At 67.5% G+C, this 12,913-nt stretch carries 16 protein-coding genes; 10 read left to right on the top strand and 6 right to left on the bottom strand.

Annotation, left to right across the window (positions count from 1 at the left end; genetic code table 11):
- Positions 1 to 33 precede the first annotated feature (33 nt).
- The 3 genes from VMT65_RS24415 to VMT65_RS24405 are packed head-to-tail and all read left to right on the top strand — an operon-like array spanning position 34 to position 3,100.
- Positions 34 to 669, top strand: coding sequence for a precorrin-8X methylmutase (locus VMT65_RS24415; RefSeq protein ID WP_326310720.1), 636 nt, complete (start codon positions 34 to 36; stop codon positions 667 to 669).
- Positions 666 to 2,519 (top strand): precorrin-3B C(17)-methyltransferase, encoded by a 1,854-nt coding sequence (cobJ, locus tag VMT65_RS24410; RefSeq protein ID WP_326310719.1) that lies wholly within the window; start codon positions 666 to 668, stop codon positions 2,517 to 2,519. The genes VMT65_RS24415 and cobJ overlap by 4 nt, the downstream gene beginning before the upstream one ends.
- A 32-nt stretch (positions 2,520 to 2,551) precedes the next feature.
- Positions 2,552 to 3,100 carry a PadR family transcriptional regulator gene (locus VMT65_RS24405; RefSeq protein ID WP_326310718.1) on the top strand — a complete coding sequence of 183 codons (549 nt, stop codon included), beginning with the start codon at positions 2,552 to 2,554 and terminating at the stop codon, positions 3,098 to 3,100.
- 25 nt (positions 3,101 to 3,125) lie between these two features.
- Here VMT65_RS24405 and VMT65_RS24400 read toward each other — a convergent pair whose 3' ends face one another.
- Positions 3,126 to 3,452, bottom strand: coding sequence for a MerR family transcriptional regulator (locus VMT65_RS24400; protein ID WP_326310717.1), 327 nt, complete (start codon positions 3,450 to 3,452; stop codon positions 3,126 to 3,128).
- A gap of 134 nt (positions 3,453 to 3,586) precedes the next feature.
- On the opposite strand from VMT65_RS24400, the gene VMT65_RS24395 reads away from it, so the two are divergent.
- From VMT65_RS24395 to VMT65_RS24385, 3 genes are all read left to right on the top strand, one after another.
- Positions 3,587 to 4,009: an Hsp20/alpha crystallin family protein gene (locus tag VMT65_RS24395; protein WP_326310716.1), complete on the top strand. Its 423-nt coding sequence runs from the start codon at positions 3,587 to 3,589 to the stop codon at positions 4,007 to 4,009.
- A gap of 92 nt (positions 4,010 to 4,101) precedes the next feature.
- Positions 4,102 to 4,338: a hypothetical protein gene (locus tag VMT65_RS24390; RefSeq protein ID WP_326310715.1), complete on the top strand. Its 237-nt coding sequence runs from the start codon at positions 4,102 to 4,104 to the stop codon at positions 4,336 to 4,338.
- 86 nt (positions 4,339 to 4,424) lie between these two features.
- Positions 4,425 to 4,625 (top strand): hypothetical protein, encoded by a 201-nt coding sequence (locus VMT65_RS24385; protein ID WP_326310714.1) that lies wholly within the window; start codon positions 4,425 to 4,427, stop codon positions 4,623 to 4,625.
- A 9-nt stretch (positions 4,626 to 4,634) separates the two neighbouring features.
- On the opposite strand, the gene VMT65_RS24380 is transcribed toward VMT65_RS24385, so the two are convergent.
- Together VMT65_RS24380 and VMT65_RS24375 are read right to left on the bottom strand one after the other, a co-directional pair.
- Positions 4,635 to 5,720 (bottom strand): NAD(P)H-dependent amine dehydrogenase family protein, encoded by a 1,086-nt coding sequence (locus VMT65_RS24380; protein ID WP_326310713.1) that lies wholly within the window; start codon positions 5,718 to 5,720, stop codon positions 4,635 to 4,637.
- Positions 5,717 to 6,757, bottom strand: coding sequence for a Rieske 2Fe-2S domain-containing protein (locus tag VMT65_RS24375; RefSeq protein ID WP_326310712.1), 1,041 nt, complete (start codon positions 6,755 to 6,757; stop codon positions 5,717 to 5,719). Before VMT65_RS24375 ends, VMT65_RS24380 begins: the two co-directional genes overlap by 4 nt.
- 175 nt (positions 6,758 to 6,932) lie before the next feature.
- On the opposite strand from VMT65_RS24375, the gene VMT65_RS24370 reads away from it, so the two are divergent.
- The 4 genes from VMT65_RS24370 (at position 6,933) to VMT65_RS24355 (ending at position 9,939) form a co-directional block, all read left to right on the top strand.
- Positions 6,933 to 7,487 carry a TetR/AcrR family transcriptional regulator gene (locus VMT65_RS24370; protein ID WP_326311185.1) on the top strand — a complete coding sequence of 185 codons (555 nt, stop codon included), beginning with the start codon at positions 6,933 to 6,935 and terminating at the stop codon, positions 7,485 to 7,487.
- 138 nt (positions 7,488 to 7,625) lie between these two features.
- A complete protein-coding gene (locus tag VMT65_RS24365) occupies positions 7,626 to 8,441 on the top strand; it encodes a helix-turn-helix transcriptional regulator (protein ID WP_326310711.1) in 816 nt (271 codons plus the stop codon).
- Between the two features lie 45 nt (positions 8,442 to 8,486).
- Positions 8,487 to 9,389 (top strand): SMP-30/gluconolactonase/LRE family protein, encoded by a 903-nt coding sequence (locus VMT65_RS24360; protein ID WP_326310710.1) that lies wholly within the window; start codon positions 8,487 to 8,489, stop codon positions 9,387 to 9,389.
- An 85-nt stretch (positions 9,390 to 9,474) separates the two neighbouring features.
- Entirely contained in the window at positions 9,475 to 9,939 is a 465-nt protein-coding gene (locus tag VMT65_RS24355) for a MarR family winged helix-turn-helix transcriptional regulator (RefSeq protein ID WP_326310709.1), read from the top strand.
- A gap of 60 nt (positions 9,940 to 9,999) precedes the next feature.
- Here VMT65_RS24355 and VMT65_RS24350 read toward each other — a convergent pair whose 3' ends face one another.
- The 3 genes from VMT65_RS24350 to VMT65_RS24340 all read right to left on the bottom strand — a co-directional run bounded on the left by VMT65_RS24350 (position 10,000) and on the right by VMT65_RS24340 (position 12,909).
- On the bottom strand, positions 10,000 to 11,454 hold the full coding sequence (locus VMT65_RS24350; RefSeq protein WP_326310708.1) for an MFS transporter: 1,455 nt from the start codon (positions 11,452 to 11,454) through the stop codon (positions 10,000 to 10,002).
- A gap of 142 nt (positions 11,455 to 11,596) precedes the next feature.
- Positions 11,597 to 12,331, bottom strand: coding sequence for a cobalt-precorrin-6A reductase (locus tag VMT65_RS24345; RefSeq protein ID WP_326311184.1), 735 nt, complete (start codon positions 12,329 to 12,331; stop codon positions 11,597 to 11,599).
- Positions 12,328 to 12,909, bottom strand: coding sequence for a hypothetical protein (locus tag VMT65_RS24340; RefSeq protein WP_326310707.1), 582 nt, complete (start codon positions 12,907 to 12,909; stop codon positions 12,328 to 12,330). The genes VMT65_RS24345 and VMT65_RS24340 overlap by 4 nt, the downstream gene beginning before the upstream one ends.
- Positions 12,910 to 12,913: the final 4 nt, after the last annotated feature.

The raw sequence follows: 12,913 nt of genomic DNA, 5'->3' as shown, positions 1-12,913 counted from the left end.
GCCGCTCGTGGGCCGAAATCTAGGGTGGACGCCATGTCCGATGTGCGTACCAGCTACCTCAAAGACGGGGCCGAGATCTATCGGCGCTCGTTCGCGACCATTCGGGCCGAGGCCGATTTGGCTCGGTTTCCGGCGGATGTGTCGCAGGTGGTGGTGCGGATGATCCATGCCTGCGGGCAGGTGGATTTGGCGGAGGATGTGGAATTCAGCACCGATGTGGTGGCCAAGGCGCGGGCCGCGTTGCGGGCTGGTGCGCCGATTCTGTGCGACGCCAATATGGTTGCCTCGGGGGTGACGCGTAAGCGGCTGCCCGCCGACAACGAGGTGCTGTGTCTGCTGCGCGACGAGCGGGTGCCCGAGTTGGCGGCCCGCATCGACAACACCAGATCGGCTGCGGCCCTGGAGCTTTGGCGCGACCGCCTGGACGGCGCGGTGGTGGCCATCGGCAATGCGCCGACCGCGCTGTTCCATCTGCTCGACATGCTCGACGCGGGCGCTCCCCGTCCGGCCGCGGTGCTCGGGATTCCCGTCGGCTTCATCGGTGCGGCCGAATCCAAGCAGGCGCTCGCCGAGTACGGCGGGGTCGAGTTCCTGACCGTCCGTGGCCGACGTGGCGGCAGCGCCATTACCGCCGCCGCCCTCAATGCGATTGCGAGCGAACAAGAATGAGCAAGCTCTGGGGCGTGGGTCTGGGCCCCGGCGATCCGGAACTGGTGACGGTCAAGGCCGCCCGCGTGATCGCCGAGGCCGATGTCATCGCCTTCCACAGCGCCCGCCACGGCCGCAGCATCTCCCGCGCGATCGCCGCGCCCTACATGCGCGCGGGTCAGCTCGAGGAGCACCTGGTCTACCCGGTCACCACCGAGACCACCGATCACCCCGGCGGCTATCAGGGCGCGATCGACGAATTCTACGAGCGTGCAGCGGCTTTGCTGGCCGAGCACCTCGCGGCGGGCCGCACCGTGGCCCTGCTCGCCGCCGGTGACCCGCTGTTCTACAGCTCCTTCATGCACATGCACCGCCGCCTGGCCGACCGCTTCGACACCGAGATCATCCCCGGCGTCACCTCGGTCAGCGCCGCCTCCGCCGCCCTGGGCACCCCCCTGGTCGAGGGCGAACAGGTCCTGACCGTCCTCCCCGGCACCATGCCCACCGAGGAACTCACCCGCCGCCTCCGCGAAACCGACGCCGCCGCCATCATGAAGCTCGGCCGCACCTTCCCCGGTGTCCGCCAAGCCCTTTCGGACTCCGGCCGCCTCGACGACGCCTACTACGTCGAACGCGCCAGCTCCACCAAACAGCGCATCCTCCACGCCGCCGACGTCGACGACTCGACCGTCCCCTACTTCGCGATCACCATCGTGCCGGGCCCCACACCCGCCACCCGGATCCCATTGACCGAACAGGAAACCGACACAGCGCCCGCGCCGAGGAAGCAGACACCCACCTCGACCGAAAGCCCCCATTCCGCTGTCACCGCGCGATCAGATCACCCCAGCGGGGGCGCCGGGGGCGAATACGACTCCGGGACAAGGCAATCCACCGCGGCTGCGGCGCACAACGACGCTCGGGCCGCTGTCCCCGCGGCCGCCGCGACGGTCCGCTCGGCGAAGTCTGGCGGCACGCAGTCCGGGGACGCCGCCGGGTTCGGCACTGCGCGACCGGGTCACCCCGGTGGGGTCACGGCGGCCGGGCAGGGATCCTGGACTACCGCCCCCGCCGCCCCGACACGCGCCGACGGCGCGTCGGAATCGACTGCGGTCCAGGCGAATCAGGTCGGCGAGGTCGTGGTGGTGGGGCTTGGGCCGGGGGCGGAGGGGTGGACCACGCCAGAGGTGGCGCAAGCGCTGGCCGAGGCGACGGACATCGTCGGGTACACCACCTACGTGAATCGGGTGCCGGTGCGGGTGGGGCAGCGGCGGCATGCGAGTGACAATCGGGTCGAATCCGAGCGGGCCGCAATGGCTTTGGACATGGCCAAGGCGGGGGCGAAGGTGGTTGTGGTGTCGTCCGGGGATCCCGGGGTGTTCGCCATGGCGGCGGCGGTGATCGAGGAGTCGGCGGATCCGCAGTGGCGGGACGTGCCGGTGCGGGTGCTGCCGGGGGTGACGGCGGCCAGTGCGGTGGCCAGTCGGATGGGTGCGCCGCTGGGGCACGATTTCGCCATGATCTCGCTGTCGGATCGACTCAAGCCGTGGGAGACGGTGGCGCAACGGATTTCGGCGGTGGCGTCGGCGGATATGGCCTTCGCCGTTTACAACCCGGCCTCCTCGCAGCGGCAATGGCAGGTGGCAGCCATGCGGGAGCTGGTGCTCGAGCATCGCAAGCCCGAGACACCCGTGGTGATCGGTCGCGATGTGGGCGGGCCGACCGAGTCGGTGCGTGTCGTCTCACTCGCCGATCTGGATCCGGCGGAGGTGGACATGCGGACGCTGCTGATCGTCGGCGCGTCCACCACCACGGTGTTCGACGCGGCCGGCGGCCCCCGGGTGTTCACGTCGCGTCGCTACGGCGACTAATATTCCACTGTAGAACGTAGCTGGAAGGAGTGGTGGTGCCAGAAGACAAGGCTCGACGCCCGCTCAACTCGACGGCCGCGTCCCTACTCGGCTTCCTCCATCAGGGCGAAATGTCCGGATGGGATCTGGTGGCGCTGGCCCAGGAGCGCATCGGCGACTTCTGGACCATCACCCAGAGCCAGGTCTACCGGGAGCTGGCCACCATGCATCAGCTCGGCCTCGTCGAGAAGGGCGAGTCCGGCGCCCGCGACCGCACGCCCTATCGGATCACCGAGGAGGGCCGAGAGGCGTTCGCGGAGTGGATCGCCCGCGATCCGGGCGCGGAAACCATTCGCGTGCCACTGCTGTTGACGCTGTCCTTCGGCGAATTCGTGGACCCGAACCGCCTGGAACGCATTGTCGCGGCCAACCGTACGGTCCACGAGCAGCGACTCTCGGGCTATCTGTCCGGCCAGGACGAGCAGCGCATGTCCCCGTTCGAACGCGCCACCCTCGATTTCGGCATCCGCTACGAGCGCGCCGTGCTCGAATGGTTCGACCGCCTGCCCGAACTGCTGGACCGCACCAGCCGCCTGTCCTGACGACAGCGTCCATGTCCACCGCGCCTCAGCGCCGACCGCACTCGCGCTCGCGTCGCGCGCTGAGCTGCGAATTGGATTCGCGCAGTCGAGCATTGGCGTCCTCGAGCTCGAGGATGCGCCGAATCCCGGCGAGGTTGACGCCCTGCGCGACCAGCGCGGTGATGCGAGCGACCCGCAGGAGGTCGTCGCCGCTGTAGCGGCGGGTGCCGCCCGCGCTGCGGGTGGGGGTGATGAGCCCGTGCTGCTCGTAGAGCCGCAGGGTCTGAACTCCCACCCCGGCCAGTTCGGCGGCCACCGAGATCGAGTACACGGCCTGCGCCGGGGACGGCAGATGGCTCGGTTCGCTGCTCATAACACCCACCTCAGATTATCTGTCGTCGAGCCTTGCACTCTCCTGGCTCGAGTGCTAAATAATATCTCTGTCAGATGACATAGGTTATCTGAGTTTCCTTCGATCGAGAATGGAGTGACTTGGAGGTGGCGACCATGCTGATGCGCACCGATCCCTTCCGAGAACTGGATCGTCTGACTCAGCAGGTGTTCGGCACGCCGGCCCGACCGGTGGTGATGCCGATGGACGCCTGGCGCGACGGAGACCAGTTCTTCGTGGAATTCGACCTGCCCGGCATCGACCCGGATTCCCTCGACCTGGACGTCGAACGCAATGTGATCACCGTGCGAGCCTCCCGCCCGCAGCTGGACCAGAACCGGTCGATGATCGCGGCCGAACGCACCCGCGGCGAATTCAGCCGTCAGCTGTTCCTGGGCGAGAACCTCGACACCGAGCAGATCCGCGCCGACTACACCGACGGGGTCCTGCGCCTGACCATCCCGATCGCCGAGCAGGCCAAACCGCGCAAGATCGAAATCGCCCGCCACAACGGGCAGCGTCAGGCCATCAACGCCTGACCCAGCGCGGTTCCAGCGCGGGTGAGCCCGCTCGATGACAGCGTGCGGGCCCACCCGGCCCCGACGCTCGCACACCCGAATCGGACACACCCATGACGACCGCCATCCTCGAAACCGACTACGCCCCACCCGCAGACGCGGCCCGTGAACCGACCGTGCCCGTCGTGTACCGCCTCGAAGGCACCGTGCGGCCCTGGTGGAAATCCGTGATGCCACCGGCCATGCCCGCCGATCCGGCCACGCCCAGATCACCCGACCCCCGATATCCTCGGGCCCGCAATCCGCATGTGCCGCGATCCCGGCCCGCCAGGAGCGCCGCTTACCGCTGACCTCGCGGCCCGCGAATCCGCTTGCGGTGCAACAGGACAACTATCTGACAGACATGCTGTCTCATGGCTGAGGAGGTGCTGTCCCGATGCAGGACGTCGAACGATCACAGGATCTGCTGGCCTCGATCCAGGTGCGGTGGTCGCCGGAGCAAGCGGCGTTCATCGCATGGTCGGACCGCTACCCCGGTCTGACCTGCAGCGATCGGTGGTCATCGCTGGCCGCGGTGGACGGGTTCATCGAAGCCGCCAGCGCCGATGCCCTGCGCGGGCGACTGTCGTCGGCCTGATCTACCGACTCAACGGCGGAATCTGCCCGCGAAGGCGCGCAGCGGCAGGTCGGCACTGGTGATGATGCCGGGGCGGGCCGCTACGACGGCCGCGATGGCGTTGAGGGCGGGCAGGCCGGTGACCGTCATGCCGAGGGAGGCGAAATTCTCGGGGTTGCCGAGGTCGAAACCCTTGGGCGGCAAGATCATGTGCTTGCTGTAGATGGTCGGGTCACCGGTGATGCGAGTGATGTAGCAGCCCTTGATGTTCCACGACGGCTCGGTGTGCGGGGTCATCTGCCATTCCAGGTGGGATTCGATGCGCGGTACGCCGTCGACCATGCCTTGGTACTTGATGTAGTTGGCCCCGAGCGAGCCCTTGGGCAGGGCGTACCAGCCGAGGTCGATGTCCTTGGTGCACGCGCCGAGTTCGTAGCGGAAGGCGACTTCGTCGAGTTCGAGGTCGAAGGCGTCGGCCATCAGGTAGACGGCGTCGGCGAAGACCGCGGTGTACTTGTGCAGTGACTCCGGAATGGTCGGATCGTCGACCGGGCGGCCGTAACCGACCGCCTTCCAGGTGTCGACGGAGTGGTGACAGGAGACGTCCACCGATTCGATGACGGTGACGTTCTCGATGTCGGCGACGTCGGCGGAGTTCACGATGCCCATGATCTGGCACAGGCCCGGATTCATCCCGGTCCCATAGAAGGTGGAACCGCCTCGCTCGCACGCGGATTGGATGACCTGGCTGACCTTGCGCCCCGAGGGGTGCGGGTGGTTGGTGTCGCGGTGGAAGCCGGTGATCCAATCCGCCGTGGTGACCACATTGATTCCGGCCTCGAGGACCTTCTCGTAGAGGTCTTCGTCGGGGAACACACCGTGGAAGGTCAGTACATCGGGCCCGGCGGCGATGATCTCGTCCACCGAGCCGGTCGCGAGCACCCCGATCGGGTCGATCCCGGCGATCTCACCGGCGTCGCGCCCGATCTTGTCCGGCGAGTAGCAATGCAGCCCAACGAGTTCCAGGTCGGGATGGTTGCGAATGCGGCCGATCATCTCGCTACCGACATTGCCGGTCGCGACCTGGAAGACCCGGATCTTGGTTGCGGATTTCATCGGGTGCGAGCCCTTCCATCGATAGCGTCTCGGGGAGATTCCGGCGCGACCTCGGCCGCCTCGGGGTAGAACTGTCGCGCCCAAGTCCGCAACGCGGTGAATCCCTCGAATTCCTTGCGCGACAACGCGGGTGGGTCGGAATACCGCTGGTGCGCCCAGATCGCGATGTCGGCCTCGAACTGGCCGATCACGTAGTCGGCCATGGCCTTTCCGTACGGCGTGATCTCCGGCCCGTCCTCGCCGGGCTTGCGGCCGATCCAGACGGTGAAGCGGACATCGCAGGTGTATTCGTCCACCGGTGTCACCGCGGGCATGGTGCGGTTGTCGACCATCCCCCAGCTCTTGGTGATCGAGCAGCCCAGCCCGGCATTGATCGATTCGACCCCGCTGTGCACGTCCTCCTGGGTCACCCCGGCGTCGAAGGCGATGGTGAAGTCGACATACGAGACGGGCCCGGAGAAATCGTGGCGGGTGAACTCCGGCACGAACGGCGTCTTGTGCACGAACTTGAAGTGCGCGAAGTCGACCCCGTTCTCCAGCACATACTGCGGATGCAGTTCGAGTCCCGGCCGGAACAGGGTCGCCGCGGGGACCGGCGGGTAGTAGTCGTCCGCGGTCTTGCCGTCATCGAAGGCCGCGAACAGGTCGGGCACCTCGAAATACGGTGGGCGGCCGTCGATATCGAACCAGATCCACACCGCCTCATTGCGCTCGACCACCGGGTAGCTGCGCATGCGGCGGCCCTTGTTCGGGTGACTCTCGTAGGGGATGCAGACATTGCGCCCCTCCAGATTCCACTCCCACCCGTGGAACGGGCACACCAGGTTCTCGCCCTCGACGTGCCCGCCGTAGCCGAGGTGCGCGCCCAAATGCTCACAGTAGGCGTCGAATACCGCGACGCGCCCCAAAGCCGTTCGCCACGCGACCATTTCGCGGTCGAAGTACTTCATGGTGTGCACGGCGCCCACGCCGATCTCGGCGCTCCAGGCCACTTGGAACCAGCCGGTCGGCCGCATGGGCAGCGGTGGTTTCGCCATCTCGATCCTCCCGGGCCGGGGCAGTGAGAATCACGGTAGAAGCCGCCGCTACAAAATACAAGAGCCCTCTATGAAACTTGATCTCGCTGGTCGAGGGCTACAATCTGGCTTCGTGACAGAGGTGGCGGCGGGAGCTCGACGCGCGAATCGGCGCGGCATCCAATCCCGGGAGAGCATGCTCGAGGCGGCCATCGCCTCGCTCGCCACCGGCGATCCCGCCGCGGTCTCGGGCAATCGCATCGCGCGCGATATCGGCGCGACCTGGGGCGTCATCAAATACCAGTTCGGCGATATCGACGGCCTGTGGGCCGCGGTGCTGCGTCACACCGCCGACAAACGCGGCGACCTGCCCGCCGCCATCGCCCGCGAAGGCACACTGGCGGAACGGGTTTCCGCGCTCGTCCACGCCATGGCCGCGGGCCTGCGCCAACCCGAATCCCTGGCCATCGAAACCTTGCGCGCCGCCCTCCCCCGCGACCACGCCGAACTCGAACGCGAATATCCCCTCACCGCCGCCGAACTCGCGTCCTGGAAACCCAACTGGGACAACGCCTGTCAACGCGCCTTCGCCGACCTCGACCTCGACCCGGTCAAGGTCCGCAAGGTCGCCGCCCTCATCCCCGCCGCCATGCGCGGCATCACCTCCGAACGCACCCTCGGCACCTACGGCGACCTCGACGACGCCCTGGAAGCGCTGATCGGCGGCATCGTCGCCTACCTCGACCGATGATCGGAGACGGGAATCCACGCCCGACGCCCGCGACGGTCGAGGCCACGAAGGCCGTGGAAGTCATGGAGAGCGAAGGCACACGTCGGCCAGCGGGCCGGCCGCCGCGAGGTTCCGGCCCGGGACGTTAGCGTGGTCGGCATGACGGACAACGAGCTCGGCGATTTCCTGCGCGCCCGCCGGGCGGCGCTGCGGCCCGAAGAGATCGGGTTGATCTCGCATGGCCGCCGCCGCGTCGCGGGACTGCGCCGCGAGGAGGTCGCCGAGCTCGCCGGGATGAACGCCGACTATTACACCCGCCTCGAACAAGGACGCGAGCGGCGTCCGTCGGCGCAGGTGCTGGAGGCCTTGAGCGGGGCGCTGCGGTTGAACGAAGAAGTGCGCGACCACTTCTACCGGCTCGCGGGCGTGGCCCCGCCCGGCCGTCCGCGCCCGGACGACACGATCAGCCCCACCCTGCGCCGCATGCTCGAGAGCTACCGGGACGCACCGGCCCTGCTGCTCAACCCGGCCATGGACATCCTGGCCACCAATGCCATTGCCGACCTGTTCTTCTCCGGTTTCCAAGGCATCGACAATCTGGCCCGCATGACCTTTCTGGATCCGGCCGCGTCGGAGTTCTGCGGGGACCGGACGTGGACATGCCAGGCCATGGTGGCGGGGTTCCGGCAGGCGGGCGCACTGTATCCCGACGATGCTCGACTGCGCGAGGTGATCGACGAACTCCTCACGGCCAGTGCCGAATTCGCCGAACTGTGGCATTCCTACAGCCTGTGCGTGGCGACCGCCGAGCCTCGGGAGTTCCATCACCGCGAGGCGGGTCGGCTGCTGCTGACCTACGAATCCTTCGACGTACGTGGGGCCGTAGGTCAGCGGCTGATGGTGTATCGGGCCGAGCCCGGGAGTCCGACCGCCGCCGCCCTGAACCGCCTCGGTGGCGAGCGAGCCTGGGTGTAACTCACCCAGGTAACCGACCGGTCCGGATGCCTAGCATCACCGACCGTGAACCCCTTCGCCCACAGACTCACCCGATGCGCCGCGACGAGCACCACCTTGGTCGCGCTGGCGGCGGCCGTGGCCACCGCGCCCGCGCAGGCCCAGCCGCCGTCCTGCCCGGCCGTGACCGTGTCCACGATCGCGACCGCGGTGATCCCCTTCGTCGACTGGGCGGAGAACCTCGGCTTCGACGCGCAGGGCAATCTGTGGGTCGCGCGGCTGTATCGAAACGAGGTGCAGCGCTACGACAGTGCGGGCCGGGTCACCGCGACGGTCGCGGTGCCCTCGCCGGGCGCGATCCGGCCGGGACCCGATCGACTGCTGTACGTCGTCTACGGCGACAACTCGATGAACTTCCTACCCGGCGCGCACGACAGCGGAGTGGTCCGCTTCGACCCGACCGCCGACGCGCCCGTGCCGGAAACCTTCGTGCGCGGTCTGCGCATGGCCAACGGCGCGGGATTCGACGACACGGGCAATCTGTATGTCGCCGATACCGGGACGGGGGTGGTCCGCGTCCGGCCCGACGGGACCGTCGATACCGAATGGACGGCCCAGACGGGGCAGTTCGGCGTCAACGGCCTTGCCGTGCAGGGTGATTCGGTCTACACCACGGTCTACCTCACCCCGCAGGGTCGACTGTTGCGCATCCCCATCGACCAACCCGCACGGTCGAGCACTGTCATCGACACCCTGCTGGCCGATGATCTGACCTCCGGTCCGGGCGGATTCCTCTACACCGCGACCACTCTTGGCACCCTCGTGCGCGTGGACCCCGTCACCCAGGCCACCTGCACGCTCATGAACCGCGATGCCCTGGCAGCGGTCGCGGCCGTCCCTGATTCCGACCGCGATCTCGTGGTGGCCACCGGTCGCGGCGATATCCTGCGCGTTCACCTCGACGCGTGACGGGCGCGGGCGTCCATGGCAGGCCGGTTTGTGCCGACTACACTCGATATGCACCTAGCACATCAACTGGTGAAAGAGGCCCCGCATGGACGAGCTCACCGACCGGCTCGAATTCGAATCGATGCTGTTCGGCCGCTACAGCCTCGCCACCCGCCGGGGCGTACAGCAGCTCGACCGGAGTGCCTACACGATTCTCAGTCGTTTGCTCGCCGAGGGTCCGATGTCCATCGGACAGCTCAGTGAGGCGTTGGGGCTGGACGCCTCGACGTTGAACCGGCAGACCGCGGCCATGATGCGGGCCGGGCACGTCGAACGGATCCCGGATCCCGACGGCGGCATCGCGCGCAAGTTCCGGGTCACCGAGCAGGGTGCGGCGGATTTGGAAAATCAGCGGGCACAATCGATTCGAGCGCTCGACGAGATCCTCGCCGACTGGGAACCGGCGGATGTCGCCGGGCTGGTCGATTACCTGCGGCGCTTCAATACCTCGATCGAGGAGTATCACGGCAGGCCCTGGCCGCGGCCGACGGCCGCCATGCCGCGCAAATGACACGATGCGATGCCCGACGGGCACCGCATCTCGCATCGCATCCACAATCGCTTCGGAGACTTACCGATTCAGTGCGGGCTCCTGCGAATCGGGCGTCTCGGCAGTGTCCGCGGCGGCCCGTAGGCGGGCACGCACCGGAATCGTCAGGGCGATCAGAGCCGCCACGACCGAGACACCGCAGCCGATCAGGAACACGACACGGAAGCCGTGCTCGGTCGGAACGCTGTGCCCGCCAAGGGAAACGCTCATCTGAGCCAGCACCGCGCCGATCACCGCCGCCGACGCCGAGGTGCCGATCGATCGCATCAGCGTGTTGAAACCATTGGCGGCGGCGGTCTCCGACTGCGGCACCGCACCCATGATGAGCGCGGGCATGGCACCGTAGGCGAACGCGACGCCGGTGCTGTAGACGATGTTCACGATGAGCAGTCCCCAGACCGAACCCATGAGCCCCAGCGCGATCGCGTACCCCGACGCCATGATCAGCGCACCGGCGACCAGCGTGATCTTGGGGCCGCGCGCCGCCGAAAGCTTCGCGCCGACCGGGGAAATCACCATCATCATGATTCCGGCCGGTGCCATCCACAGCCCCATCGCCAGCATCGACTGCCCCAGCCCGTATCCCAGCGCCTTGGGCAGTTGCAGCAGCTGCGGAATGCTCAGCTGCACCGAATACATTCCGACACCGACACAGACGGTCGCGACATTGGTGATCAGCACCTGCGGTCGCGCCACCACCCGCAGGTCGACCAACGGCTCCACAGCCCGCAGCTCCCACCAACCCCAGATCAGCAGCAGCACAATGGCTCCCGCGAACAAACCGAGGGTGGTGCCGCTGGTCCAGCCCCAGCTCGCCCCCTTGGACACGGGCAGCAGCAACGCCACCAGTCCGCCGCCGAGCAGCAGCGCGCCCGGGGCGTCGAATCGGCCACTCGGCCCCTCGGCGATACCCTCCGGCACGATCGCCACGATGAGCGCGGTCGCCACGGCCACGAGAATCGTTGCGGCCCAGAACAGTACGCGCCAATTGCTGTACTGGGTGACCGCCGCGGCCAGCGGTAGCCCGAGCGCGCCACCGATTCCCAGCGACGAACTGATCAGCGCGATACCCGAACCGAGCCGCTCGGGCGGCAGCACATCGCGCAGCAGTGCGATGGCCAGCGGAATGGTGCCCACACCCAACCCCTGCAGGCCACGGCCGATGATCATCGGCACCAGCGATCCGGCCATGGCGCAGACGGCCGAGCCGAGGATGAGCGGAATGGTCGAGGCGATCAGCATGCGGCGCTTGCCGAACATATCGCCGAGCCGGCCCGCGACCGGCGTGGCCACCGCGCCGACCAGCAGGGTGACGGTCACGACCCAGGAGGCGTTGGACGCCGTCGTGTGCAAGATCTGCGGCAACTCACCCAATAGCGGCACCACCAGGGTCTGCATGAGCGAGGCGACGATGCCGGTATAGGCCAGCACCGCGAGAATGCCGCCCGACCGGGTAGTGGATTCAGGCTTGTCCACGAGCATTCCCCTCGCTCACGACCTCAATATGCATGACGCACAGTATGTGCAGTATGCACATTGCCTGCAACCGGCATTCGATATTCGTGATACATATCTCATGCATTGGCCACAGTAGGCGGCCCGACCGGATTTCAGCCGGTCAGCGCTGCGAGCGCAACCAGTCCCAGGCGGCCTGCACGGTTCCGACCCGCCGAGCACCTGCGGGCAGCGCGGGACGGTCGATCATGACGACCGGGACACCGAGTGTCCTGGCGGCGGTGAGCTTGGCCTCGGTCAGCGCTCCTCCGCTGTCCTTGGTGACCATGACCTCGATGCGCCGCTCGGTCAGCAGCTCGGTTTCCTCCTCGAGGCTGAAAGGTCCTCGCGCCAAGAGCAATTCGTGCCGCGCAGGCATCGCGCCCTCGGGCGGATCGATGGCGCGAATGAGAAACCAGGCGTCCGAATCCGCGAACGCGGCCACGCCTTGGCGGCCAATGGTCAAGAAGATCCGATCCCCCAGTCCCCCAAGCGCCTTCGCCGCCGCGGCCAGATCCGGCACGCGAATCCAGTGATCCCCCGCCCGCTCGGTCCACCCCGGCCGCCGCACGTGCAGCACCGGCAGCCCCAGAGCGGCCGCCGCGGCAGCCGCATTGGCGGTGATTCCCCCGGCGAACGGGTGCGTGGCATCCACGACGGCCTCGATCCCGTTCTCCGACAGCCACTCCCGTAGCCCGTCGACTCCCCCGAATCCCCCCACGCGCACCGCGCCGACCGGCAGCACGGGCTCGCGCACGCGTCCGGCGAGCGAGGACACGATGTCGAATCCCCGCTCGCCGGAAGCGATGTCGGCCAGTTCCCGGGCTTCCCGGGTCCCGCCCAGAATCAACGTTTTCAGGGCTGCCCACTGAAGTAGGCCGAGCCCGAATCGATCAGCGGCTGCCCACCGGCGATGAGCAGACCGATGAGCGCACCGAACGGCAGCCCGATTCCGAAGAACAGCGCGCCGACGATCGCGCCGATCACGCCACCCAGCGCCGCGTGCTGCAGCTCGGAGAAGAACCACTCCTGCGAGCTGATGTCCTTCACATTTGTGATCGGCGCATTGATCGGCGTCAGGGTGACCTGTCGCCCGTCATTGTCCACCGCCGCGGCCAGATCGACATTCTTCCCATCGATCACGCTCGACAAATTCAGCTTGGTGACCAGCGCGCCATCGTCATTGCGCACCTCCATCGACTTGGTCGCCGCATTCACGGTGATCCGTCCACCGGTCACCTGCGTAATGATGCTGCCGCCGTCCTGCGCCAACTGCACCACATAGTCGACACCCTGCTGACTGCCCTTCACCTGCGGCGCGGCCTGCTCCTGCACGGCCGGAGCCGGATCCGCGGGCGCGGCATAGCTGGTCCCGGCGGCAATCCCGGTGGCAGCGGCGGCAATAAACGCGGTCGCCACGATCTTCGTGTATCGCATGAAT

Origin of the sequence: Nocardia sp. CDC153 (assembly GCF_035818515.1) — a bacterium.
Taxonomy (GTDB): domain Bacteria; phylum Actinomycetota; class Actinomycetes; order Mycobacteriales; family Mycobacteriaceae; genus Nocardia.
The sequence above is the reverse complement of the archived record's forward strand: the minus strand, read 5'-3'. Positions and strand labels throughout refer to the sequence as shown.

What these genes read in the sequence shown, in the direction of transcription:
- VMT65_RS24385 (WP_326310714.1), top strand. Translation starts at nt 4,425, where the DNA reads ATGCAGGACGTCGAACGATCACAGGATCTGCTGGCCTCGATCCAGGTG.
- VMT65_RS24375 (WP_326310712.1), bottom strand. Translation starts at nt 6,757, where the DNA reads ATGGCGAAACCACCGCTGCCCATGCGGCCGACCGGCTGGTTCCAAGTG.
- VMT65_RS24395 (WP_326310716.1), top strand. Translation starts at nt 3,587, where the DNA reads ATGCTGATGCGCACCGATCCCTTCCGAGAACTGGATCGTCTGACTCAG.
- VMT65_RS24390 (WP_326310715.1), top strand. Translation starts at nt 4,102, where the DNA reads ATGACGACCGCCATCCTCGAAACCGACTACGCCCCACCCGCAGACGCG.
- VMT65_RS24400 (WP_326310717.1), bottom strand. Translation starts at nt 3,452, where the DNA reads ATGAGCAGCGAACCGAGCCATCTGCCGTCCCCGGCGCAGGCCGTGTAC.
- VMT65_RS24380 (WP_326310713.1), bottom strand. Translation starts at nt 5,720, where the DNA reads ATGAAATCCGCAACCAAGATCCGGGTCTTCCAGGTCGCGACCGGCAAT.
- VMT65_RS24370 (WP_326311185.1), top strand. Translation starts at nt 6,933, where the DNA reads ATGCTCGAGGCGGCCATCGCCTCGCTCGCCACCGGCGATCCCGCCGCG.
- VMT65_RS24415 (WP_326310720.1), top strand. Translation starts at nt 34, where the DNA reads ATGTCCGATGTGCGTACCAGCTACCTCAAAGACGGGGCCGAGATCTAT.
- cobJ (WP_326310719.1), top strand. Translation starts at nt 666, where the DNA reads ATGAGCAAGCTCTGGGGCGTGGGTCTGGGCCCCGGCGATCCGGAACTG.
- VMT65_RS24340 (WP_326310707.1), bottom strand. Translation starts at nt 12,909, where the DNA reads ATGCGATACACGAAGATCGTGGCGACCGCGTTTATTGCCGCCGCTGCC.
- VMT65_RS24365 (WP_326310711.1), top strand. Translation starts at nt 7,626, where the DNA reads ATGACGGACAACGAGCTCGGCGATTTCCTGCGCGCCCGCCGGGCGGCG.
- VMT65_RS24355 (WP_326310709.1), top strand. Translation starts at nt 9,475, where the DNA reads ATGGACGAGCTCACCGACCGGCTCGAATTCGAATCGATGCTGTTCGGC.